Genomic DNA, 24615 nt, shown 5'->3' on the forward strand with positions numbered 1-24615 from the left:
CTCTCCCCAAAGCCGTCCTTTTCTTTGTTATTATTCTTAACTTTGTCCTCCTTTTAAAATGAAGAGCACCTATGTTCGATAATTTAAGCGAAAAACTGGATAAGGCACTCCACTCCCTCAAAGGGCATGGACAGATAACCGAGATCAATGTTGCTGAAACTCTCAAGGAAGTTCGAAGAGCGTTACTGGATGCCGACGTCAATTTTAAAATAGCTAAGGAATTTACCAATAAGGTAAAGGAAAAAGCGCTGGGCCAGAATGTATTGACCACCTTACAGCCAGGCCAGCTTATGGTCAAAATTGTGAAGGATGAGTTGACCGAACTGATGGGCGGCGAAACCGAAGGTATTGACCTTTCTGGGAATCCCTCAGTGATATTGATGTCTGGTCTCCAAGGTTCTGGTAAAACCACCTTTTCTGGAAAACTGGCCAATTTCCTTCAGAATAAAAAGAGCAAAAAACCGCTTTTGGTAGCCTGCGATGTCTACCGTCCCGCTGCAATTGACCAGCTCCATGTGGTTGGTGAACAAATAGGGGTTGAGGTTTATTCGGATAGGGAGAACAACGACCCAGTGGCCATTGCCAAGGCTGGGGTTAAGCATGCCAAAAGTTTAGGGTGTAATGTGGTGATCATCGATACCGCGGGTCGTTTGGCTGTGGATGAGCAGATGATGACTGAGATTGCCAATATCCACAAAGCCATTGAACCGCAAGAAACCCTTTTTGTAGTGGATGCCATGACCGGTCAAGATGCGGTGAATACGGCAAAAGCGTTTAACGATGTTCTTAATTTTGATGGGGTCATATTGACCAAATTGGATGGTGATACCCGCGGTGGTGCTGCCATTTCCATTAAATCTGTGGTGGACAAACCCATTAAGTTCATCGGTACAGGAGAAAAAATGGAAGCCATTGATGTCTTTCACCCTTCGCGTATGGCCGATCGTATTTTGGGGATGGGTGATGTGGTTTCCTTGGTGGAACGTGCCCAAGAGCAGTTTGATGAAGAACAGGCTCGGAAAATCCAGAAGAAGATTGCCAAGAACAAGTTTGGATTTGATGATTTCTTGAGCCAAATCCAACAAATCAAGAAAATGGGGAACATGAAAGACCTTATGGGCATGATTCCTGGTGCTGGAAAAGCATTGAAAGGCTTGGATATTGACGATGATGCCTTTAAGCATATTGAGGCCATCATTCATTCCATGACCCCTGATGAGCGATCTACCCCCTCCAAATTGAACGCGAGCCGTAAAAAAAGAATCGCTGCGGGGAGCGGAACTTCGATCCAAGAAGTGAATCAGCTATTGAAGCAGTTCGACCAAATGAGCAAGATGATGAAGATGATGCAAGGTGGTGGTGGCAAAAAGATGATGCAGATGATGCAGAATATGAGATAACTTTAGTCAGTAGTCAGTAGTCAGTAGTCAGTAGTCAGAATACCTCTAAACAATAACCAAAACCAAATAGAAGACCATGGAAATCCTTGACGGGAAAAAAATATCCAACCAAATCAAAGAAGAAATCGCCGTTGAGGTGGCCCAAATGAAAGAAAGAGGTGAAAAAGTTCCTCACTTGGCCGCAGTTCTGGTGGGCAATGACGGAGCCAGTCTTACCTATGTGGGAAGCAAAGTGCGTTCCTGCAAAAAGATTGGTTTCGAATCCACTTTGATTCATCTTCCCGAAGAAACCACAGAAGAAGAATTGTTGCAACACGTGGCCGAACTCAATGCCAATTCAGACATTGATGGCTACATTGTTCAATTGCCATTGCCCAAACATATTGATGAGGAAAAGGTATTGATGGCTGTCGACCCAGATAAGGATGTGGATGGTTTTCACCCCACCAATTTCGGAAAAATGGCCTTGGAGATGGAATCCTTTATTTCAGCAACACCATTTGGCATCATGGAGCTATTGCGCCGATACAATGTGGAAACCGAAGGAAAACACACCGTTGTCATTGGAAGAAGCCATATTGTGGGGAGACCCATCAGCATTCTAATGAGCCAAAAGGGCAAAGCAGCCAATTCTACCGTGACCCTTACCCATAGCCGAACCAAAGATATTGCGGCACTTACCCGTCAGGCAGACATTGTGGTATCCGCATTGGGCGTTCCCAATTTTTTAAAGGCCGATATGGTTAAAGATGGAGTGGTCATCATTGATGTGGGCATCACCCGGGTACCCGATGAGTCTCGTGAAAGGGGCTATTACATCACCGGTGATGTGGACTTTGAAAATGTTAGTAAAAAAGCATCCTACATCACTCCAGTACCTGGTGGAGTAGGTCCAATGACCATTGCCATGTTGCTTAAAAATACGTTACTGGCCCGGGAGAGGCATAAGGAAAAAAGGGCTTAATCCTTATTCTCTTCAACTTGGGTTCCCATCAAAAGAACCTCTTCTTCGTCATTGGGAGCTAAGTAATCAAGATCGTTCTCGCCTTCATCATTGGTGCAGCTGGTTACGGCCATGGATGCTACCAGTACCGTGATCAATAGTAGAATAATTTTCATAATAGTACGATTTGGGGGCACTATTGCCTGTTCAACTTTTATTATAACGATTTAGGGTTGTGATTCTTGTTTTTTACCCCAAATATTCGATAACTTACCTTTCTGAAAATCAACTTGTATGGCATCTAGGGTAAGAAATAAAGTTGCTTGGATAGTGTTCGCTTTTTTGGCTATTGGGATTGGCCTCTACCCATTGCTATATTTTTTCACCTCTGAAGAAATTGGGTTGTTGGCCAGTAAGTCTGCCGAGTTATTGTCAAGTAAGGTCTGGAATATGGCCTTTTACGGTCATATCACCTTTGGTGGATTGGCTTTGTTGACTGGATGGTCCCAGTTCAGTCAAAAACTGCGCTCCCGAAATTTAACCTTGCACCGAAATCTGGGTAAAATTTATGTGATAGCTGCCTTAATTGGTGGTATCTGCGGGGTGTATCTTGGTTTTTTTGCCACAGGTGGAATCATTCCAGCTGTTGGTTTTATCTGTTTGGGGATTATTTGGCTCTATACCACATTGAGAGCCTATGTGGCCATACGTAAAAAGGACCTTTCCCTTCATCAAGGTATGATGATCTACAGCTATGCAGCTTGTTTTGCTGCCGTTACCCTCCGTATTTGGATGCCCCTTCTAATTATGGCCACGGGCCAGTTTTTAGTGTCTTACAAGATTGTGGCTTGGCTTTGCTGGGTGCCCAACATGATATTTGCCTTTCTTTGGGTACGAAGAAAGGGGCTTACGATAGACTGATTTATTTGGCAAACAATTGCCCCATATCCTTAAATGCTTTGAATTCAAGTGCATTTCCAGCGGGATCTAAAAAGAACATGGTGGCTTGCTCTCCAGGTTCACCTTTAAACCGAATGTAGGGTGCAATGACAAAATCAATTCCCTTTTCTTCCATTTTTTTGGAAAAAGATTGAAAAGTGTCCCATTCCAAAACTACACCATAATGGGGGACAGGAACATTTTTTCCGTCCACGGGGTTGGTGTGCAAGGCTTCTTCGGATTTGGGCTTGTAATGAATGACCAACTGATGTCCGAAGAAATCGAAATCCACCCAATGATCACTGCTTCGCCCTTCTTCGCATTCCAAGACATCGCGATAAAAAACGCGACATTCATCTAAATTATGGACTGGGATGGCGACGTGAAAAGGGGTAATGTTTTGCATGACGGATTTTTGCTGAAAAGTAGAACATCTTTTTTAAGCTTCCAAAAAAGAGATGATTTGGTTGTTCACATCTTCTTGATGCATGGAATGTCCCAACCCTTCGGTACTCACAAGTTGACTTCCTTTCCATTTTTGATGTACAGCTACAGACGCATGGTAGGGTGTAATGGCATCAAACCGATCATGGAAGAGCAATCCCTTTTTAGTGTTGGATTCTGCAAATTTCGAAGTGGAAAAATCATGGATTTTAAAGCCAAACCGATTCTGGACATAATGATCCAAAACGTTCATCACCCTATCATTGAAACGTAATAGGTCTTGATAATGTTCCATAATTTCGTGAAACTCCGAAGGCGCTCCAATGATGACCATTTTTTCAACTTCGGCATTTGGATTTTTAAATTCGTTGTACATCAATGTCATCCCACCAACCGAATGTCCAATCATGTTTTTAGGATTGAATTTTTTCACCATGTGCTGCAGTATCTTTTCATAGAGAGGGACATGCAAATATTTTCCGGATGAATAGCCATGGGCAGGGGCATCAAACGCAACAATGTTGAAATTAGCTTCCCTGAGTTTTTTGATGAGGTTCCGCCAGCGAAACGTATTGCTTTCCCAACCATGCACCAGCAGTATGGTCTCTTTTTCTCCTTTCCAGTGGTAGGTTTGAATCTGAATATTTTCAATGGATTCAATGGAAAGTTTGGCTTCCTCCAAATAATCTACCTGTTGGGGTTGCACACGACCTTTTCTAACGGTACAAAATAAATTGAATGCCTTATGGGCTGCTTTTTTTGGCGCAATGAGGGTATAGAAATTAAAGTATTGACCGTAAGCCAAGGGTATTATTTTGGTCAGAAGTTTTTTCATACGGTTACTTTTTGTAACTTACTCTTTAATTGTTACCAAAAGTACATATTCATTTTAGAAGGACAAAGAAGTCACCTTAACAAAACTAAGTAGGCATATGGAAACTGTTACTGAGAATCAGCAAGTTGGAACAGCAAAAAAATTAGAAAATATGTTTGGGCATATCGATTTCAGGAATCCACCTGAGCTTTGCCCAGTACGGGACGTGATGTCCGTGGCCTCTGACCAATGGAGTACCTTGATTATTTTGTGGTTGGGGTATTTTCCTGTACTTCGCTTCAACAAATTAAAAAAGTATGTGTACGGGATTTCCAATAAGGTGCTGAGCCAGCGGTTGAAAGTATTGGAAGCCGATGGATATATTTCCCGAAAAGCGTATGCCGAAGTGCCCATTCGCGTGGAGTACAGCCTTACCGAGTTTGGAAAGTCTTACGTTGAAAAATTATTGGAGTTGACCGAATGGATGCAAACCAATAGTCCAAAAGTACTTGCCAATCGGGAAAAATACGGATTGTTCTAATCTCGAATGCGATTCCAAATATCCAAGTACATTTTCCAATTACCATCCTCTTTTTTCCAAACAACAACATATTTTCCTCTCCAATTGGCAATGGAACCATCCTTATTTTCTGATTTCCCCTCAAAGTAACCATAATCGTGGGCGTAGTCTCCAAGGAAGGTAATCTCCTGAGGGATTATTTCATGATGCAGGATTTTTGTTCCTGCACCCAATAGCCATTGCTTTTTAATAGCCGCTCTTCCAGCGATAATATCCGTGTTGTTCGGGAAAATTTTAGCATCTACAGTGTAGCTATTGGCTATCGTTTCAAAATCTCCATTCATATAAGCTTTTGAAAATGTTTTGGTGGCCGCAATGATTTTTTCCTTTTCATCTGGATTGGGATGCCCATCAGTAGGTTCAAAATTGGATTGCGCATATAACAGACAGGGAAGTAAGGCAACTATAAACAACAGATTTTTCATTGGAATGGCTTTAGGCCATAAATTAACCAAATGAAAAGGCTTATACTCCTGTTTAGCAATAAATTAACATCTTATTCCCAACCCAGCATCAAGTACTTTATTTTCGCTTCATCTGGAATCTGTACCGCCTCAATGTTCGATGAAGAAAAACGAAGATTGGAAGGCAGCTCTTCTTTGTCAATGGTAAAATAGAGGTTACTTTCCTTGGGAAATAGCACAATGCTGTTTAAAGTGGTCACTATTTTTTTGAGGGTATACTGTTTTTGAATATCCCCAAAAGTGCTTTGCAGCCCAATGCCCTTATTTGTAGCATAGCGCTTGTCCAATATCCTAACATTTTCAATGGTTTGGATGCTGTCCGTACTTGGGGTCAACGTCAACAAATGTTTCCCTCCCTTTTCAAAAACCTCAATCTTTTTGGATGAAATGGCGCCAATATCAAGATTTGTGGTGTCCTTAACAATGGAATCATTGGGGAAAAGAGTTTCCAACTCCGAAACTTTGGAGCTTTTTAGCAGTAGCCCAACACTGTCTTCAGTAATTAAGTAAGGAGTGTCTTTTTCACAAGATTGTATAAATACCAAAAGGCAAGCTATAATAGCAAGGATAGTTTTGTTTTTCATAAAATTTTTATCGAATCACTTTTTTTAATACACCAAGAACACCACGGATAAAGGTTGCGCTGGTGAGTACTTTTACCACAGGGTTCATTCTGGTGCTTCTTCTGGTTGATGTTGACCTACGGGAACGGGTATCCTCTTTCTCTTTTTCGGCTTCTTTTTCTGCCTTTTCAATTTTTTCGTTCAAAATCTCATAGGCACTTTCCCGATCAATCTCCTCATTGTACTTTTTGATCAACTTGGATTTACCCAGCGTCTCTTTAAGTTCAGCTTCAGAAAGAATATCCATCCTACTCATAGGTGCCCGCATTAGGGTAGCAGCCAATGGGGTAGGTCGTCCCTTTTCATCCAACGCAGAAATCAGTGCTTCTCCGGTTCCCAGTGAAGTTAGAATTTCAGCGGTATCGTAGAATTCGGTAATGGGGTAGTTTTGAGCCGTTAGTTTTATGGCTTTTCGGTCTTTGGCAGTAAATGCCCGTAGGGCATGTTGCACTTTCAATCCCAATTGCGCCAAGACATCATCTGGAACATCGGTAGGGTTTTGGGTGACAAAATACAGGCCAATGCCCTTGGAACGAATCAATTTGACGATACTTTCAATTTGGTCCAACAAAGCTTTGGAAGCATTGTCAAAAATCAAATGGGCTTCATCAATAAAAAGAACCAGCTCAGGTCGTTCGCTATCACCCTGTTCGGGAAAAGTGGAATATATTTCGGCCAAGAGACTCAACATAAAAGTTGAGAAAAGTTTGGGTCGGTCTTGGATATCGGTCAAGCGGATAATGTTCACAAACCCTCTTCCATTTTCATCGATTCGAACCAAATCCTCCACATCAAACGACTTTTCTCCAAAGAAAAGCTCGGCGCCTTGCTGCTCCAGTTCAATGATTTTTCTCAAAATGGTACCCGTTGAACTCGTGGAAATTCGCCCGTATGCCTTTTGGAACTCTTCTTTGCCTTCTCCTGTGGCATATTGAAGCACTTTCTTAAAATCTTTTAAATCAAGAAGCGGAAGTTTGTTGTCGTCACAGTATTTGAATACCACGGCAACAATGCCCTCTTGGGTCACCGAAAGGTCCAGAATCCGCGAAAGCAAAACCGGTCCAAATTCTGAAACGGTGGCTCGCAAGCGAACTCCATCTTGTTCCGATAACGATAAAATCTCCACTGGAAAACCTTTGGCTTCAAAAGGGAGACCTATTTTTTCATGTCGTTCATCAATTTTGGGATGACCTGGACTGGGTTGGGCAATCCCACTTAGATCTCCTTTAAGGTCCATCAACAAAACAGGAATTCCTTTATCCGAAAGATTTTCGGCCAACACCTGAAGGGTCTTGGTCTTTCCGGTTCCCGTAGCACCGGCAATAAGACCATGGCGGTTTAGGGTTTTAAGGGGTACTTTTACATAGGCATTGGTGATGGTCTCGCCTTCCAACATGCCAGCACCCATAATAATGTAATCTCCTTTTGTGGTATAGCCCTGCTCTATATGTTCAAAGAATTTTTCTTTGTTGCCCATCACATTCAATTTCCGATAAAAATAGGGTAATTTTAAGCAAATCTAAAAACCAGTTATGAAACCTTATCCATACGTTTTGTTATTTGTTTTGACATTGGGAACAATGGGGTTTGCCTACGCCCAAAAAAAGACCGAACTAATTTTCCATAAATCCCACGAAGTCAAAAAGCAAGATGCGCCATTTAGTGATGCCGTTCAGGCAGGGAATCTTTTCTTTTTAGCCGGACAGATTGGTATGGACCATTCCACCCGTAATATGGTTGAAGGTGGCATCCAAGCCGAGACCGAGCAGGCCATCAAAAATATCAAAGATGTTTTGGCGCAACACCAGATGGATTTGGGCAATGTGGTAAAATGTACTGTGATTTTGAGCACAATGGACGATTTTTCCAGTTTTAACGAGGTTTATACCCAATATTTTACCAACAAACCAGCCCGAACGACTTTTGCCGCCAGCGGATTGGCAAGGAATGCCAAGATTGAGATTGATGTGATAGCAGTAAAATAACCTATCAAGCAATATTTCCTTTTACAAAGTCTTGGGAGTCTTTTCTTTGGCACCCATGATGACCAACCATAGGCAGGTTCCAATCTCTCCAATGCTGGCTGGAATTGTCATGTAACTTGAGATGGCAAAATCTGAATAATTGGGGAGTGCTACTTTCCCTAGAAAATTAAGATAGTATCCAACGCTGCCTATCATTAGGATTAGCCCCAATACTTTGGGCAGAAAACCGGATTTAAAGACCAAATATCCAAAAGGGAAAAGCCATAAGGCCCAAAAGTTCTGGCCAATGAGGTTGCCCTTATTGAATTGTCTTAAGTAGAACATCACTTGATCGGCTATGGGCCAAGTTGTTTCTCCAACCCCATCGATCAGTGATAAAACCGCAAATTTGTTCAAGAGTATGCTAAAAAAGATGGGAACCGTAGGTAAGGCAAGGGTTACCATAGCTACGGCAAAAGATTTGTTTACGGTGTGCAGTAACTTGTATAATACTGGGAGCAATAACAGAAAAGCCGTAAAACTGATGGATTCCGACACTATTCCCAATCGGAAAAGTCTTTCGGAGGCTACGATGTTATCAAGCGTTTGTTGGGCGTTGTCCCACACAATGAGTTGAGACGGTACATACAGCAGGGAAAAAATTCCGGCAAGAACCACAGTTAGATAGAGGAATCCGGCTAGACGGGCTGTTGCTTTATTGGTTTTCATATGGTAGTTTTTTGTGAGACGATGGAAGAGAAGGTTTGTTACAGCCAATGATTATTTTATCGTGTATTTTATAGGAAATAAGTACACTAAGGAATCTTATCTTTGCAGCATGGTAAAAGACAATGTCATGGATTTGGTGGAAAAGGGCTTGATGCTTCCTTTAATGGAGGAGTTCTACACCATTCAGGGAGAAGGATATCATAAAGGAACCGCGGCTTATTTTATTAGAGTGGGTGGTTGCGATGTGGGATGCCATTGGTGCGACGTCAAGGAAAGTTGGAATGCGGAGACACATCCTCCAACAGCAATTGAAAGTATCGTTGAAAATGCTGCCAAATATTCTGATACCATTGTAATTACCGGAGGTGAACCCCTGACCTGGGATATGGGTCCCTTGACCGCTGGTTTAAAGTCCAAAAACCTGCAAATCCATATTGAAACTTCTGGAGCGTATCCACTAACGGGGATTTGGGATTGGATATGTCTCTCCCCCAAAAAAAATAAGCTTCCAGAGGAAGATATTTACCAGAAGGCACATGAATTGAAGGTGATTGTCTACAACAAGCATGACTTTATTTTTGCTGAGGAGCAAGCGGCCAAAGTCAACAACGATTGCATTCTTTATCTACAGCCAGAATGGAGCGTTCGGGATAAGATGGTTCCTTTGATTGTGGACTACGTTATGAAACATCCCAAATGGAAAGTTTCACTTCAGACCCATAAATATTTGAATATTCCCTAGTTTTGGGATTAACGACCGCCATTACTCTGAAGGTCCAAAAGACACTCTGCATCCAGATTTGGGATGGTGCCCAACCCTTTTGAGGCATTACGTTGCATCTGTTTTACCATGGGTCCTCCAAACTGAAGCTCAGCGCGCATTAGGCAACCTTCTGTTGTGCAATGACTATCTGCTTCGGGGTCTTCATGATTGTTGACAACTGGAGTTCCTAGGTTTACAAGCCCCAATAAATGTCCAAATTCGTGATTAAGCGTTGCGGATTCCACATCGGCAACAGATACAAAAGCGCTGTTTCCTACTAAATCTCGAATAGTAGCTTCATAGATGACCATGGAAGTGTTTCGGTATACCACGCCCAAGGTTACCAAGTTTTCGCTTTCATCATCCGAATCTGACGGAGCATCGGCAAAATAGATGTATAGGGCCAATGTTGATCCATCATTATAGGCAGTGCGGTTTTCCTTTTCCAAGTCTGCAACCTCTTCCTTAGTAAGGGTTTCTTCATTGGGAGAAGGAAGTTGTTTATAGGTAAATGTAATCTCTTCCTTAAAAGTTCGTGCTCTTATAAATTCCTCAAAAGTTGCAATGGCTTCGGCTGTAGGGCGAAAACCTGAAACGTATGCAATTTCTATCAGTATTTCATCAAACTTGGTATTGGCCAAGAGATCTTGGGCAGATGCTCCTGTTCCCAGAAGATTGGCAGATTTGTCAACTTTTGAATTTGGGTCGTCATCATTTCCAGAATCTTTGGAGCAGCTTAAAAGCAGTCCAAGGACAAGTAAAGAATAAACAGCGATTTTCTTTTTCATAGCAATCGATATTGTATAAAACGTTCCGTTTCAGAAACTAGTATCATTTTTTTGTCACTCTGGCCAAATAATCAAAATGATCACCCAATAAGACCAGTTCACAATCCAAATCATTGGTCCAACACACATTTTGCAAGGTATTGAAATCAAGATAAAGCCAATTAAAAGACTCCCCTTTTTCACCTTTGTATTCCATGGTAAAGGTTACCTCACCATAATACTTGTCATTGTTGGGAATCCAATAACCCCCATCCTCATCCTGTTCAAACATATAGATGATGTCGCTGGAATCCAACAGAATCTGCCCATTGGGCAGCAATAATGAGGCCAAATGCTGCAAAAAATCATCCAAATTGTCCAAGGACCCTGCCAATCCAACGCCGTTCATCAGCAGTAGCAAGGTATCAAATCTTTCTTTATCATAGTCGAGGACAGCAGTGTTTACCAATGATTTAACACCTCGTTCCTTACATACGGAAATAGCGCCGGTGGAGTTGTCCAGAGCGGTTACTTTGTGCCCTTTGTTTTGAAGATAAAGCGCATGGTTTCCTGCTCCACTACCAATATCCAACACTGTACCGCGGGACAGTTGCAGGGCTTTTTGTTCCAGTTTGGGCATATCTTTAAAGTTTCGGAACAAATACGGAAGTGGAATGACATCCTCCTCGTCCAACGACGAGTAAGTCTTAATGTCTTCGGAATAATTTCCATGATGGTAGTCCATCAGGGCTTTACCAAGAATATCCGCCATGTTTTTTAGTGATGATCAATGACAAAGGTGTGACTTTAATCCCAAACTAAGGTTTAATTGGATTCTCTTTTTTAAGTTTGTCCACTATGGATTTGGAATTGGAACAGCTACCCCAAAAGACTCGAGAGAAACAGGCAGAGAACAAAAAATTCTTTGCGAAGTTAAAGAAGCGACCACCCAAGGATTTGGACTATACCATGCAGGAACTGCACCATGCCGAATTTGAAAGAACGGATTGCCTTACGTGCGCCAATTGCTGCAAGACCACAGGGCCACTGTTTACCAATACCGATATTGAACGAATCGCCAAGCATTTTAGAATAAAACCTTCAGAATTGATTGACCGATACCTGAGAATTGATGAGGAAAACGACTATGTTTTGCAATCCGTACCCTGCACTTTTTTGGGAGCCGACAACTATTGTTCCATCTATGAAGTGCGGCCCAAGGCGTGTCGTGAATTTCCCCATACGGACCGAAAAAAGTTTCATCAAATCAGCAATCTTACCCTAAAAAATGTTGCTATTTGTCCTGCAGCTTTCAATATTGTAGAAGAGATGAAAAAGAGGGTGAAAATGTGACGTTTTGTTATATTTGGGAATATGGAACAGGTCATTACCTACTTTGAAACCATTCCCTCTTGGCACCGAAGTCTCATTTTGGTAGGTGGAATCACCTTCTTTTGGATTTTGGAAGGGATTATGCCGCTTTTTAGTGTCCCTTACAAGAAATGGAGGCATTCCGTTCCCAACTTTTTCTTTACGCTTACCACTATTATTATCAATTTTCCATTGGCCTTTTTGTTGCTGAAAACTTCAGATTGGGCTATGGAAAACCAGTTTGGGGTTATTAATTGGTTACCCGAAATGCCTTTATGGCTTTATGTACTCCTTGGTGTGATGCTTTTGGATTTAATTGGAGCTTATACGGCACATTGGGTGGAACACAAGGTAAAGCCATTGTGGATGGTGCATTTGGTGCACCATTCCGATCATAATGTGGATACCACTACGGCCAATAGGCACCACCCCTTGGAAAGCCTGATTAGATATACCTTTACCTTGATTGGGGTTTTTATAGTGGGTGCACCCATTGGGATTATTATGTTGTATCAAAGTTTGTCTGTGGTCCTGTCCCAGTTCAACCATGCCAATATTCGATTGCCCAAAAAAGTGGACACTGCCATTAGCTGGTTTATTGTCAGTCCAGATATGCACAAAGTGCACCATCATTATAAATTACCTTATACGGACTCTAACTACGGGAATATTTTTGCTATTTGGGACCGATTGTTCGGCACCTACATGAGTTTGGATGTGGATAAAATTGTGTACGGGGTGGACACTTTTCCTGATGAAAAGGAGAATAGCAGCATCAAAGGATTGCTAAAGCAGCCCTTTCATAAGTACAGAAGACCGACTACCGAAGGTTAGTTGTAAATCAAGTACTTTTCCCGAATTTTTTTAAAGGCCTCTAAGTCCTCCTGCCAAGTGGCCTTTATTTCTTCTTCGGAAAGTCCACTCTCAATCTGTTGTTGTAAAAGCGCCGTTCCTGCATGTTTGGTAAAGCCACTGGTGAGGAAAAATTTGGACTTATCCATAGTGTTTTGATAAGCATCTATCACCCATTGTAGTGAGACCTCATCCATCCGAGGAGATTTTGATAAGTCTTTTCCAAAACAAGTTTTACCCTCTTCTTTGGGGCTTTTCGACCCAAAATTGGGTTCAGGCACATAGCTAAAATCGTATTTTGTGCTGTCCATAAAAGAGGCGCCATATCTTTGAAATTGGTATTCGGTTCCTCGACCCGCATTTACGTTGGTGCCTTCAAACAAGCCCAAACTGGGGTAAAGCGTAATGGAAACGTCATTCGGTAAGTTGGGAGAGGGGCGAATAGGTAAATGATATTCGGAATGGTGTGTATAGTTTTCCAATTGGACTACGGTCAAATCTGCATTGATGCCATTTTCCAGCCAACCTTCACCATTAAGTAGTTGCGCATATTCACCAATCGTCATCCCATAAACCAAAGGAATGGGGGTCATCCCCAAAAAACTGGTATGCTCCTTTTCCATGGTTGGGCCATCCACATAATGGCCGTTTGGGTTGGGTCGGTCCAAAACAATCATGGGTGTATTGTGCTCTGCACAGGCTTCCATCACCAATTGTAACGTGGCAATAAAAGTGTAAAAACGAACCCCCACATCTTGAATGTCAAAAACAACCACATCCAGTCCATCCAACAATTCTTGGGAAGGTTTTCGATTCTTTCCATACAGTGAGATAATGGGAAGCCCTGTTTGGGTATCCACACCATCCTTCACATGCTCACCAGCATCGGCCTGACCACGAAATCCATGTTCCGGGGCAAAGACTTTTTTCACATCAACATTCAGCGATACCAAAGAATCCACCAAATGCGTATAGCCTTGGTTATTGAAAATGACACTGGTTGGATTTGCCACAATTCCAACTTTTTTGCCTTTCAAAAGAGGAAGGTAATTTTCGGTTCTATTGGCGGCCACTTTGATTTCTGGAACCACCTCCTTGGAGGGTTCGGTCTGTAAAGATTTTGCTTCTTTTTGCTGTCCCTTGCAAGAAGAAAACACCAAAACCAACAATAAAACTGTACTTTTGAATATCGATAAAATGGGCATTCGTTGAATTTAGAATTGTTTATTGCCAAACGCCTGATTACAGGGAAGGAGCATAAAATTAGTATTTCCGCCCCTATAATAAAAATTGCCATTGCCGCAATTGCCATTGGTGTGGTCATGATGCTTATTGCCATAGCTACGGGTGTTGGCCTTAAGCGCAAAATTCGCGAAAAAGTTTCTGCATTTAACGGGCATATTCAAATTTCCAATTACGATAACAATACTTCCGATGTTTCCCTATCTCCCATTGCCTTGAACCAAGATTTTTATCCGGAGTTCGGAAATGTAGACGGGGTAAAGCATGTTCAGGCGGTGGCCACCAAAGGTGGAATCATTCGTACCGAAGACACTTTTGAAGGCATTTTGGCCAAGGGTGTGGGCAAGGATTACGACTGGTCGGCTTTTGCAGAATATATTGTTGAGGGGCGGTTACCAGATTATTCAGGAAAACTCAATGAAGAAGTGTTGATTTCCCAGATGATGGCCAATCGACTCCAATTGGGAGTAGGGGACAACTTTTTTTCCTTCTTCCTGAAAGATGGTGATGCTTCAAAACCCCCAAACACACGTAGGTTTGACATTGTAGGCATTTACGACAGTGGTTTTGAGGAGTTTGATGCTACTTATGTTTTTGTCGACATTCGACATATACAACGCATGAATCAATGGGAAGAAGACCAAGTGGGCAGTTTTGAGGTCTTTTTGGATGATTTTGACCAGTTGGAGGAAAAAAGCGATGAAATTTATGGGAAAACCGTTTCCAGTTTGGATGCGCAGAACATCAAAACCAAATACTATCGCATATTTGAATGGATTGGACTTTTTGATTTCAACATCGCCCTCATTATTGGAATTATGATTATTGTAGGGGGTATTAATATGATTACCGCCCTTTTGGTTTTGATTTTGGAACGTACCCAAATGATTGGCATCTTAAAAGCGCTTGGTTCTGCCAATTGGAGCATTCGAAAAGTGTTTTTGTACAATGCCGCCTACTTGATTGCTATCGGATTACTCTGGGGCAATGTGTTGGGGCTGGGGCTGCTATTTTTGCAAGACAAGTACCGAATGTTCAAGTTTCCCAATCCAGAGGAATACTATATAGATTACATTCCCGTCTTTTTGGATGTTCCCACTGTAGTCATCTTAAATTTAGGCGTGATGTTGCTATGTCTATTGATGCTTCTGGTTCCCTCCTACATTATCACCAAGATTACCCCAGTAAAAGCCATCAAGTTCGAGTAAGGATTTTAAAATTGGGAGAACTAAGCAAAGAGTTTAACTCCTGATGGTTGCCATTTGCCATCCATAAAAAGTATCTTTATAGCAATGGAATACGCAGAAAACATATTGGGGACCATAGGGAACACCCCTTTGGTAAAACTGAATAAATTAACAGCGGATTTACCCTGTTTGGTCTTGGCCAAATACGAGACTTTTAACCCTGGAAATTCGGTGAAGGACCGCATGGCCCTTCAAATGGTGGAAGATGCAGAGGCCGCAGGGATTTTGAAACCCGGCGGAACCATTATTGAGGGAACTTCGGGCAATACTGGAATGGGTTTGGCCTTGGCCGCAGTGATCAAAGGATATAAAATGATCTGTGTGATCAGTGACAAACAATCCAAGGAAAAAATGGACATTCTCAAGGCCATGGGAAGCGAGGTCCATATTTGTCCCACCGATGTGGCTCCTGACGACCCGCGTAGCTATTATTCCACCGCAAAGCGCCTGTCCACCGAAATTCCCAATTCGTGGTATGTGAACCAATATGACAATCCAGGAAACACCAAAGCCCATTATTTGAGTACCGGCCCCGAGATTTGGAATCAGACCGATGGAAAAATAACCCATTTTGTGGTGGGTGTGGGTACGGGTGGAACCATATCGGGCGTAGGAAAGTACCTCAAAGAGAAAAATCCCAATATTAAGGTTTGGGGTGTTGATACCTATGGCTCCGTCTTTAAGAAATACCATGAGACTGGAATTTTCGATGAAAATGAGATTTACCCTTACATCACTGAAGGTATTGGGGAGGACATCTTGCCCAAGAATGTGGATTTTGACATTATTGATGGCTTTACCAAGGTAACAGACAAAGATGCTGCCATATATACGCGTCGTTTGGCTCAAGAAGAAGGCATGTTCTTGGGGAATTCCGCAGGGGCTGCCATCAAAGGATTGTTGCAATTAAAGGAACATTTCACCGAGGATGATGTGGTGGTGGTACTCTTCCATGATCATGGAAGTCGGTATGTGGGTAAAATGTTTAATGATGATTGGATGCGGGAGAAGGGATTTATCGAGTAAAATTTGATAAATTGATTCCGAAAAGCACTTAGTGCTCTAACGTCAATTCGAGTGATTTTTCAGAATGAAATGAGGAAAAATTGCCTGCCTGCGGCAAAGGCAGGTATCGAGAATGATTTTTTGGAAATTCCATACAGTTCTCGATACAAAATCCTTTCAGAATTTCACTCGAACTGACGCTAATAATCAATAATTAAGATATTCAAAATGATAACTATGCCAGTCAAGTACCTTTTTACCGTCTTATCCCTTTTGCTCACCGTTTCAATTACCGCTCAAAAACTTTCCAGAACCGAGAAAAAGATTGTCGCTTCCATAGAAAGCAACAATTCTGAAGCTATTGATTTTTTAAAAAAAGTGGTGAATATCAATAGTGGTACTCTAAATGCCAAAGGGGTCAAGGAAGTGGGGATGGTCTTCAAGGATGCGTTTGACAATATTGGTTTTGAAACCAAATGGATAGAAATGCCCAGCGAGATAGGTCGAGCTGGCCATCTTTTTGCTGAAACTTCAGGTGGTAAAGGCAAAAAGCTATTGCTGATAGGGCATTTGGATACGGTTTTTGAGGAAGATAGTCCTTTCCAAACCTTTGAAATGGTCAATGATAGTATTGCGCATGCTCCTGGAGGCAATGATATGAAAGGGGGTGATGTCATTATGTTATATGCTCTAAAGGCTCTGCAAGAGAATGGTTTATTAAAGGATGCACAAATCATTGCTGCATATACAGGAGATGAAGAAAGTACCGGGAAGCCCTTGTCTATTAGTCGTAAGGATTTGGTGGATGCCGCAGAGCGAAGTGATATTGCGCTAGGTTTTGAAACTTCTACAGGATTTAATTATGCCACGGTGGCTCGAAGAGGTGCTTCTGGTTGGGAAGTGGAAGTGGAGGGGAAACGTGCCCATTCCTCCGGAATTTTTAGTGAAAACACCGGAGCTGGGGCCATTTTTGAAATCTCCCGTATCCTTCATGAATTTTATACCGATGTAAAGGGTGAAGATCTTTTGACCTTCAATCCAGGAACACTGTTGGGAGGTACTTTTGTGAATTTTGATGCGTCAACGAGTAAAGGCGATGTATTTGGAAAAACCAATGTAGTTGCCCAAAAAGCAATGGTTCGGGGAGGCCTCCGATTTATTTCCGAAGAACAAAAGGAAAGAGCAAGAGTAAAAATGCGTGAAATTGTGGACCAAAATCTGCCAATGACCTCAGCGACTATAAGTTTTACTGATAGCTATCCGGCCATGCAGCCTACCGAAGGGAATTTGCAATTGTTGGAAACCTTGAATCAGGTAAGTATGGATTTAAAACAAGGCGAAGTGTTGGCGTATGACCCAGGAAAAAGAGGAGCCGCAGATGTGTCCTTCGTGGCCCAATATGTAGACTGTTTGGATGGTTTGGGAACCATGGGCTCCAATGCACACACTCCAGAGGAAACCGTTAATTTAAACACCATCGAAGCCTTGACCAAACGTACCGCTATCTTGATTTATAGATTGATAAATACCAATTTATGATAGAGCTAAAAAGTGAAAATGCCACGGTTGGTATTGATGCTGGGGAATTGGTAAGTTTTGAGGTGAACGGGCATGAATTTATCCACCAAAAGGGGAGTCCAGGCTGGCGAAGTTCAGATACGGAAATGTTTCCCATTATCGGTCCGGTAAATGAGGCAGGTTTTAATGTTCAAGTACCAAGGGGCAATGCGGTTCAAGACCAGCATGGATTGCTACGGGAGTTGGAATATGAACTGAAGTCCCAAACCGAGGATTCGGCGGTTTTTACAAAGAACTATAAAGCGGGAACTCCAATAAAGAATTCCAAGTATCCTGATAAATCTCCCAAACAATGGCTCATGTGGCCCTATAGTTTTGGCTTTGAAAAATCATTTTCCTTGAAGAATCAAACCTTGGAGGTTACATTTACCGTTTCTGGGGAAAGGGACATGCCCTTTATGTTGGGATACCACCCCGCCTTTAAACTTCATTCCAACACTCCCGCCATAATTGCCAAGCAACAAGAGATTTCTTTAAATGAGGTCTTGGAAGTGGGCAGTAGAGCCCTTCAAGTGGAAAATTGCACCTCCATCACGCTAAAAGATGATAAAGATATTACTATCGAGACCGAAGGTTTTGGTCATTTTATGTGTTGGACCCAGGTTAGGAACATGGTCTGTATTGAGCCCATCTCGTTTTATCCGTATGCTGTTGAACAACGGGGCCTATATCATGGTTTTCAGCATTTAGGGGATGAAGATGCCATCTTTAAGGTGATATTGAGAGGTTGATTATCGAAAATGTTTCAAAATTCATGATTTTCTAACATTGCGTAAACTTTTTCTTACTAAATTAGAAATGAGAAAGTATGGCCGTTCCATCGGTTTTGCTGTTCAACGCACTTTTAAAAGGAAATAATAGGAATTCTAAACCAAGGATTCTGGTGTCGGGGCTACATAACCAAAACCAATCCAATTATGGAAATCATACTTCCCTATATTGTAGTAGTTGCCCTGATTATTGTCTTTTGGATAGCCTTTGTGATACGAATGTATCGGAAGATAAAAGGGCTATAGCACAAAAGACTCCAATTTGGGCAAAAGGGATTCCACAATGCGTTGGGCTTCCAAGGTATTTTTTTGCGGAATGATGAAAGATTCAATATCCTCCAAAGTGGACACTGCCATTTCTTGGTCTATAAATCCATACCCTTTATAAACCCCTTCCGAAATTAAAACTACAGCCTGCTCATTAGCATTCCTTCCTTTTTCGCGTATGACTCTCACCTCAGATTCCAAAGATTTCATGGCTGAAATGGCCGTCTTTACTTTTTCATTGTAGCTTTCAACAGGTTCTTCTGATTTACAAACTCCCTCACAAGAGGTGATTCTGTGGTGCGAACATGCTCCATTGGTCTGCTGCAAATGGCAATACTTGGGGCATAACGCAAAATTTTTGCACATTTCCTCCAAATAGGCTCTACAATCGGTTTGGTTGTAAAATACTTTTATAGGATTGGGGATACCCTTTAGGGTATTGTATGCCAAATGAATGATGCCGTTTCTATCCTCATAGTTAAAAATGGCATATTGTTTCAGCGTTCGTTTTTGAGCGCGATTGTATAGTGGAAACAATCGTTTAATTTCAGCGGATTCCATAAGCAGTGCCACCAACTCACTTCCTGAAAGTTTAAAATCAATATCTGAGGTTTCGCTGCACATTTGGGTTTCTTTGATGCTCTTGTCATAAAAATGGCCCAACACCCTTTTTTTTAGATTGATGGCCTTGCCCACATAAATGATTTCTCCTTGCTGATTTTTAAAATAATAGATACCCGGTTTTGGCGGAATTTTATCAAAAACTGATTTGGGCAAATGTGGTGGCAAGGTGGCCTCCTGACTTCGGGCATTCAAAAACTTTTGAAAAATGGGTTCTGCATTGGGGGTGTTCAACAATTTTTGAAACAGCAGGGTGGTAGCGTGGGCATCTCCCCGGGCACGGTGCCTATCCGTCAATGGAATCTGTACTGCCGAACAGAGTTTACCCAAACTGTAGGAGCGTAGTCCGGGAATCAATTTTCGGGACAAACGGACAGTGCAGAGTTTTTTTCGGGTAAAATCGACCCCAATTTGGTGAAATTCTTCCTTGATTACCCCATAATCAAAATTCACGGCATGGGCCACAAAGACACATCCCTCGGTAATGTCTTGGATGGGTTTTGAAATTTCTTGAAAGGTCGGTGCATCCTTCACCATATCATCATCAATCCCAGTAAGTCCCGTGATAAAATAAGGAATGGGACATTGTGGATTCACCAAAGAGGTAAATTCGTCCACAATTTGATCTTCATCTAACTTAAAAATGGATATTTCGGTGATTTTGTTCCCCTTTATGCCATTTCCAGTGGTCTCTATGTCGATTATGGTGTACAAGCTTCCAAAAAGTTCAGGGCATTAAAGTTAGAACTTTTTCGAACTACATCATAAGGTTGGAAAGCTTAGCCTTGGTTATTGTTTTCCTGGCGGGCCCTGTTCATTTCTTCCTGGATTTCAGACTGTCTTCTTCGAACGGGCTGTACGGATTGTTTACCAAATCGCCATGAAACCGAAAGGGTGGCATAGCGCGTATCACGGTAACTGGTGAAGGTATCATCCAAATTGCCAAATTGGGTTCTTCCAGTGGGGTATTGGTTCCAGAAAATATCATTGATATTGAACCGAAGCGTCATGGTATCGTTGAATAGATTTTTTTGAAGTCCCAGTGAAAAGGACGAGATGGTTTGTGCTTTGGTGATGGTAGCGTAGTGAGGAAACAAATAAAAAGCCCCAGCCTGAAGTCGGTATCCCTTTCCGAGACCAAAACTGTGGTTGGTGTTGAGGCTGACCACGGGATTGTTTCGGTCAAAATCAAACCCATTGATTTCTCCATCAAAATCGTTGAGCGAAGCGTTAAGGTTCCAGTTACTTTGCCACCAATTACTGAATTTGATGGGTAGACTGGCTACTAAGGAATAACTCTTTAAATTGGCAATATTGATGGGTCGCACAACAACAACCTCTTCATCACCATCACGAATAATGGCCATGGTAAGGACATCTTCGGTATAGCCCACATTAAATGCAAAATAATACCGCTGTTTAAAGGTGTAATTTACCTCGCTCACCCATGTAAACTGGGGTTGCAGATATGGATTCCCTTCACGATAGGTATTGGTGTTCACAAAGGTTCGGAAAGGGTTCAACTGTGCATACCCAGGTCTGTCGATTCTCCTCCCTGCGGATAGCCCCAATGCATGATTTTCGTTAAAGGTATAGTTGTAAGAAGCTGTTGGGAACAAGTTCAAATAATCCTGCTCATTGATGGTATTAGTGGTAATCTGGTTTCCGGTTAGGGTGGTGTTTTCGGCGCGTAGTCCAAACTGTGCATTCCATTTTTCGCGGTTGAGGTTGTAGCTCACATAAGCTGCATAAATGTCTTCATCGTAGATGAAATGGTTGCTCAAATTAGTGTTGGGCGTGATAACCCCGTTGTTGTCGTTGACATATGCTAGGTCATTGTCGGATTTCACCCAGGTATTTTTCCAACCTGCTTCAAATCTATCCCCATTTTCCAAAGTGAGTTCATAATCCAAAGTAAGCCCAGTAAGGTTTAAATAGCCATCAATATCGCCTAAAAGAATGTCTTGAGCAGTGGTATTATCTTCGAAGAATTCAAAGTTCGAAACAAACCTCTGGTCGGACCAATTGCTGTAACGCGCATGATCAAAATTAAAGGTCAGTATGCTTTTATCGGTAAACGAATGCCTAGCATTAAAATTGGCGGTGAGTTGGTTCCATTCTGAGTTGATATTGGTATCGGTGTTTTCTTCTGAAATCAATTCCCGGTCTGTATTGTAACCCAATATATTGCTGGTGGAAATATTCTTATTGCCATTATTGAGACCGGTGAAGAGGACACCAAGGGTGGTTTTTTCACTAGCCGTAAAATCCAGACCCAATCGTCCCGTATGCATTTTTAAAGGAAGTTCAAAGTCATTTTGAAGGTCGTAATAGCCCATGGGTTGGTCTCCGTCCAAAAAAGTCCGATCAATGACAATTTCTTGGTATTGGTTTCTGTCGGTATAGGAATATTGGCCGTAGAGGTTGAATTTTTCGGTTCGGTGGTTAAAGTCCACAGAACTGTTCCAACGGAAATACCGACCGTACCCTGGACTTAAGGTCAAACTGCCATTCGTACCATAAAGTTTCCCCTTTTTGGTCACAATATTGATGATTCCCGCATTACCCTGTGCTTCATACCGTACAGAGGGATTGGTGATAATCTCTACCTTTTCAATATTGGAAGAAGGAAGACTTCGCAAAAGATTGGCCAATTGCTCTCCCTGTAAGCGGGTATCCTTTCCATCAACATAGATGCGGACCCCGGTTCGGCCACTGAGGGATATATTATCGTCTTGATCTACGATTACCCCGGGTGCCTTCTCCAGAATTTCCATGGTGGAATTACCGGTGTTTACGATGCTGTTTTCAATATTAAGAACGAGTTTATCTTGTTCCTTTTGGATAAAAGGCTTTTGGGCGACCACAGCAACCTCTTGCAACTCTTGAGCCTGATCTTCCAAAGGAATGTCTCCCAGATTAGTCGTGGATAAATCCGAAATTACCTTGGCCTTGTATCCCACATAAGAAATGGACAAAAAAGAATTCTCTGGTTGTTTTATATCGATGTTGAACAAACCATCCGCATCGGTGATGGCACCTTTGATAAGGGTGGAATCGGTTTCACTCATAGCCACCACATTGGCAAAAGCAATCGCCTCACCATTGGAGTCCACTATTTTTCCTTTAAAAGCAGTTTGTGCATGTGCTTGGCCGACCATTAGAATGAACAGTAGCCCTAAGAATTTTTTGATCATAAGTTGGTATCAATAAGAACTAAAGCCAACTTAAAAAGTTGGCTTAAGCATAAATCATCAAACAAAACCATCGTTTTGAAAACAACGCTAAAATCTGATTTTAGGGCGTAGTTTGTTCAGAATTGATTTAATTCCATACGTATTTGATGTGAATCCCTTGAATACTGCATCGGATGTTCTGTGGCTCAGCTATAGGGAATGATTATGATGGTCCTAACCCCGTTGGACATGTTCTCAAAATGGAAGTCGGACTTACCATGATAAAGTGCCTGTAGCCGTTCTTTAATATTGATAATGCCAATACCGCTATTGGAATAAATGGGATATTTGGGTAATTTTTTACCGTTGTTCTCCACGGAAAGCTCTATGGAATCCCCATGCTTTGCTATGGATAAATGGATGCGAAGCTTCTTGTTTTTTTGTGAAAATCCATGTTTTATGGAGTTTTCAATGATGGGCTGAATCAATAATCGTGGTATCTGTTTGTGCAGCAAAGATTCTTCAACTTGTTTGGTAATGACCAAATCTTCCTGAAACCGCTGTTTTAAAATATTGGTGTAGTAGTCCAAAATTTCCAACTCCTCCCGAACTGTAATGAAGTTTTTATCGTCTATGCTTAAGAATTTTCGCAACAGAAAACTGATGTCGGCCACCATGTCCTGAGCCGCATCGGGGTTGTTGGGGATAAGGCTGGAAATACTGTTGAGCGTATTGAACAAAAAATGAGGGTTGAGCTGACTTTCCAAGGTCTTTAATTTAAACTTGATCAAACTGTTCTCCAAAACTTTGTTCCGAATTTCCTGATCTTTGATTTGCTGCAGATAGAAATAGGCATAAATGATCAACGTCATGGAGCTGTACAACAAAATGTTGGTGGTAACATTGAAGAAAAAGGTGTGGGTCACCTTTTCAAAGAAAGCAAAATTGGCATTGATCATGGAATAATCCAAAATCATGGGCGAGATAAACCCTACCAGATAACTTATTATGATGCTCAGTACAATGTGTAGGGGAATAATCTTAATCCAGGCCACTCGTTTTAACAATAGATATTTGGTGAGCAACGAAACGGAGCACATGTACAGCAGTACAAAGGCCCAATCGATAAAGCTTACCAAGGCCAGGCCGGTGAGGTCATCCGTAACCCTTCGCGGTCCACTGTACAAAAAGTAAAACCCCCTTAAAAATTCAACGAGCGCTATAAAAGTGTAGAAGACCACCAGATAAATGATCAGCCGCTTTTCGCTGTATTTTTTTATGATATTCAGCATTATCCCAATCCCAATTTTTGAAGAAACTCTTTTTTATAGGACTTGCTGATTCGGAACAATTCCTGATCCTGCATGCGCACATCCATTTCGTTGTAGTCTGAGTGCACCAACTCCAGCATATAGTCTATGTTGATAATAGTAGATCTATGGATTCTTACAAATTTATGGGTGTTTAACTGGGGCATTAAGTTTTTAAGTGATTCTCGAACCGTGTATTTCTTTTCCAAGCTATAAATGTCCGAATAATAGCTAGAGGCACAAACGTATTTAATGCGGTCCTTGTTCACAAAAACGGTCCTGTTATTTTCGCGAATGGGCAATCGGGATGCCAATGGGCTCGTGGCACCTCCTTGAACTTCCATTAAAAACTTTCTAATGTCGGTCCCATTTGTATTCAGTTTCATTCGTTCCTCAATACGATCCAAGGTTTCAAAAAAACGATGGTTCTTAAAAGGCTTCAAAAGAAAGTCCAAAGCGTAATTATTAAAAGCCTGTATGGCATAATTGTCGTAGGCTGTGATGAACACAATCAAGGGCATTTTTTGGAGTGTGAGTTGCTGGAGCACATCAAAACCAGTAAGGTCTTTGAGTTCCACATCAAGGAAAATCACATCGGGGTTAAGCTGGTTAATTTGAACAATAGCCTCCTCACCATTGCCACATTCCGCTTCAATTTGGAACTCGGTTCGTATCCGCAGAAGTTCAGCAATGCGTTTTCGTGCCAGTAGTTCGTCATCTACAATGATTACCCTATACGCCATTGT

At 41.8% G+C, this 24615-nt stretch carries 26 protein-coding genes; 12 read left to right on the top strand and 14 right to left on the bottom strand.

Features of this window, described 5'->3' with window-relative positions; translation table 11 throughout:
* Positions 1-71 precede the first annotated feature (71 nt).
* Positions 72-1400 carry a signal recognition particle protein gene (ffh, locus tag J0X14_RS05650; RefSeq protein WP_207096800.1) on the top strand — a complete coding sequence of 443 codons (1329 nt, stop codon included), beginning with the start codon at positions 72-74 and terminating at the stop codon, positions 1398-1400.
* A 76-nt stretch (positions 1401-1476) separates the two neighbouring features.
* Complete coding sequence (gene folD / locus J0X14_RS05655; RefSeq protein WP_207096801.1) at positions 1477-2364, top strand: bifunctional methylenetetrahydrofolate dehydrogenase/methenyltetrahydrofolate cyclohydrolase FolD; 888 nt, start codon at positions 1477-1479, stop codon at positions 2362-2364.
* On the opposite strand, the gene J0X14_RS05660 is transcribed toward folD, so the two are convergent.
* Positions 2361-2519, bottom strand: coding sequence for a hypothetical protein (locus tag J0X14_RS05660; protein WP_207096802.1), 159 nt, complete (start codon positions 2517-2519; stop codon positions 2361-2363). The genes folD and J0X14_RS05660 overlap by 4 nt on opposite strands.
* A gap of 118 nt (positions 2520-2637) precedes the next feature.
* Between J0X14_RS05660 and J0X14_RS05665 the strand changes: the two genes are divergently transcribed.
* Positions 2638-3264: a DUF2306 domain-containing protein gene (locus tag J0X14_RS05665; RefSeq protein WP_207096803.1), complete on the top strand. Its 627-nt coding sequence runs from the start codon at positions 2638-2640 to the stop codon at positions 3262-3264.
* 1 nt (position 3265) lies between these two features.
* Here the strand turns inward: J0X14_RS05665 and J0X14_RS05670 are convergent, their stop codons facing one another.
* Entirely contained in the window at positions 3266-3688 is a 423-nt protein-coding gene (locus tag J0X14_RS05670) for a VOC family protein (protein WP_207096804.1), read from the bottom strand.
* A 33-nt stretch (positions 3689-3721) separates the two neighbouring features.
* On the bottom strand, positions 3722-4561 hold the full coding sequence (locus J0X14_RS05675) for an alpha/beta fold hydrolase (RefSeq protein WP_207096805.1): 840 nt from the start codon (positions 4559-4561) through the stop codon (positions 3722-3724).
* Positions 4562-4658: 97 nt separating this feature from the next.
* On the opposite strand from J0X14_RS05675, the gene J0X14_RS05680 reads away from it, so the two are divergent.
* Positions 4659-5081 carry a winged helix-turn-helix transcriptional regulator gene (locus J0X14_RS05680; RefSeq protein WP_207096806.1) on the top strand — a complete coding sequence of 141 codons (423 nt, stop codon included), beginning with the start codon at positions 4659-4661 and terminating at the stop codon, positions 5079-5081.
* Here J0X14_RS05680 and J0X14_RS05685 read toward each other — a convergent pair.
* The 3 genes from J0X14_RS05685 to J0X14_RS05695 all read right to left on the bottom strand — a co-directional run bounded on the left by J0X14_RS05685 (position 5078) and on the right by J0X14_RS05695 (position 7684).
* Positions 5078-5545 (bottom strand): YybH family protein, encoded by a 468-nt coding sequence (locus J0X14_RS05685; RefSeq protein WP_207096807.1) that lies wholly within the window; start codon positions 5543-5545, stop codon positions 5078-5080. The two genes, J0X14_RS05680 and J0X14_RS05685, sit on opposite strands and share 4 nt — an antisense overlap.
* A gap of 71 nt (positions 5546-5616) precedes the next feature.
* Positions 5617-6168: a hypothetical protein gene (locus J0X14_RS05690; protein WP_207096808.1), complete on the bottom strand. Its 552-nt coding sequence runs from the start codon at positions 6166-6168 to the stop codon at positions 5617-5619.
* Positions 6169-6175: 7 nt separating this feature from the next.
* The gene (locus J0X14_RS05695; RefSeq protein ID WP_207096809.1) at positions 6176-7684 is read right to left on the bottom strand and encodes a helicase HerA-like domain-containing protein; all 1509 of its coding nucleotides are present in this window, start codon (positions 7682-7684) and stop codon (positions 6176-6178) included.
* A gap of 55 nt (positions 7685-7739) precedes the next feature.
* Between J0X14_RS05695 and J0X14_RS05700 the strand changes: the two genes are divergently transcribed.
* A complete protein-coding gene (locus J0X14_RS05700) occupies positions 7740-8192 on the top strand; it encodes a Rid family detoxifying hydrolase (protein WP_207096810.1) in 453 nt (150 codons plus the stop codon).
* Positions 8193-8213: 21 nt separating this feature from the next.
* Here J0X14_RS05700 and J0X14_RS05705 read toward each other — a convergent pair whose 3' ends face one another.
* Positions 8214-8900: a DUF4386 domain-containing protein gene (locus J0X14_RS05705; RefSeq protein ID WP_207096811.1), complete on the bottom strand. Its 687-nt coding sequence runs from the start codon at positions 8898-8900 to the stop codon at positions 8214-8216.
* Between the two features lie 109 nt (positions 8901-9009).
* Between J0X14_RS05705 and J0X14_RS05710 the strand changes: the two genes are divergently transcribed.
* Positions 9010-9642, top strand: coding sequence for a 7-carboxy-7-deazaguanine synthase QueE (locus tag J0X14_RS05710; RefSeq protein WP_207096812.1), 633 nt, complete (start codon positions 9010-9012; stop codon positions 9640-9642).
* 8 nt (positions 9643-9650) lie between these two features.
* Here the strand turns inward: J0X14_RS05710 and J0X14_RS05715 are convergent, their stop codons facing one another.
* Complete coding sequence (locus tag J0X14_RS05715) at positions 9651-10451, bottom strand: hypothetical protein (RefSeq protein WP_207096813.1); 801 nt, start codon at positions 10449-10451, stop codon at positions 9651-9653.
* 43 nt (positions 10452-10494) lie between these two features.
* The gene (locus tag J0X14_RS05720) at positions 10495-11202 is read right to left on the bottom strand and encodes a class I SAM-dependent methyltransferase (protein ID WP_207096814.1); all 708 of its coding nucleotides are present in this window, start codon (positions 11200-11202) and stop codon (positions 10495-10497) included.
* 86 nt (positions 11203-11288) lie between these two features.
* Between J0X14_RS05720 and J0X14_RS05725 the strand changes: the two genes are divergently transcribed.
* Positions 11289-11783, top strand: a complete 495-nt coding sequence (locus J0X14_RS05725) for a YkgJ family cysteine cluster protein (protein WP_207096815.1) — start codon at positions 11289-11291, stop codon at positions 11781-11783.
* Between the two features lie 21 nt (positions 11784-11804).
* On the top strand, positions 11805-12635 hold the full coding sequence (locus tag J0X14_RS05730; RefSeq protein ID WP_207096816.1) for a sterol desaturase family protein: 831 nt from the start codon (positions 11805-11807) through the stop codon (positions 12633-12635).
* Here the strand turns inward: J0X14_RS05730 and J0X14_RS05735 are convergent.
* On the bottom strand, positions 12632-13858 hold the full coding sequence (locus J0X14_RS05735; RefSeq protein WP_207096817.1) for an exo-beta-N-acetylmuramidase NamZ domain-containing protein: 1227 nt from the start codon (positions 13856-13858) through the stop codon (positions 12632-12634). The genes J0X14_RS05730 and J0X14_RS05735 overlap by 4 nt on opposite strands.
* A gap of 3 nt (positions 13859-13861) precedes the next feature.
* On the opposite strand from J0X14_RS05735, the gene J0X14_RS05740 reads away from it, so the two are divergent.
* The 4 genes from J0X14_RS05740 to J0X14_RS05755 all read left to right on the top strand — a co-directional run bounded on the left by J0X14_RS05740 (position 13862) and on the right by J0X14_RS05755 (position 18456).
* Positions 13862-15103, top strand: a complete 1242-nt coding sequence (locus J0X14_RS05740) for an ABC transporter permease (RefSeq protein WP_207096818.1) — start codon at positions 13862-13864, stop codon at positions 15101-15103.
* A gap of 84 nt (positions 15104-15187) precedes the next feature.
* Entirely contained in the window at positions 15188-16168 is a 981-nt protein-coding gene (locus J0X14_RS05745) for a PLP-dependent cysteine synthase family protein (RefSeq protein WP_207096819.1), read from the top strand.
* Positions 16169-16384: 216 nt separating this feature from the next.
* A complete protein-coding gene (locus J0X14_RS05750; protein ID WP_207096820.1) occupies positions 16385-17686 on the top strand; it encodes a M20/M25/M40 family metallo-hydrolase in 1302 nt (433 codons plus the stop codon).
* Positions 17683-18456: an aldose 1-epimerase gene (locus J0X14_RS05755; protein WP_207096821.1), complete on the top strand. Its 774-nt coding sequence runs from the start codon at positions 17683-17685 to the stop codon at positions 18454-18456. Before J0X14_RS05750 ends, J0X14_RS05755 begins: the two co-directional genes overlap by 4 nt.
* Before the next feature lie 279 nt (positions 18457-18735).
* Here J0X14_RS05755 and J0X14_RS05760 read toward each other — a convergent pair whose 3' ends face one another.
* The 4 genes from J0X14_RS05760 to J0X14_RS05775 form a co-directional block, all read right to left on the bottom strand.
* The gene (locus tag J0X14_RS05760) at positions 18736-20097 is read right to left on the bottom strand and encodes an exonuclease domain-containing protein (protein ID WP_207096822.1); all 1362 of its coding nucleotides are present in this window, start codon (positions 20095-20097) and stop codon (positions 18736-18738) included.
* A gap of 65 nt (positions 20098-20162) precedes the next feature.
* Entirely contained in the window at positions 20163-22580 is a 2418-nt protein-coding gene (locus J0X14_RS05765) for a TonB-dependent receptor domain-containing protein (protein WP_207096823.1), read from the bottom strand.
* Between the two features lie 185 nt (positions 22581-22765).
* Entirely contained in the window at positions 22766-23851 is a 1086-nt protein-coding gene (locus tag J0X14_RS05770) for a sensor histidine kinase (RefSeq protein ID WP_207096824.1), read from the bottom strand.
* Positions 23851-24612 (bottom strand): LytR/AlgR family response regulator transcription factor, encoded by a 762-nt coding sequence (locus J0X14_RS05775; RefSeq protein WP_207096825.1) that lies wholly within the window; start codon positions 24610-24612, stop codon positions 23851-23853. Before J0X14_RS05775 ends, J0X14_RS05770 begins: the two co-directional genes overlap by 1 nt.
* Positions 24613-24615: the final 3 nt, after the last annotated feature.

This window comes from Allomuricauda sp. CAU 1633 (genome assembly GCF_017313225.1).
In the GTDB taxonomy this organism is placed as follows: Bacteria; Bacteroidota; Bacteroidia; order Flavobacteriales; family Flavobacteriaceae; genus Flagellimonas.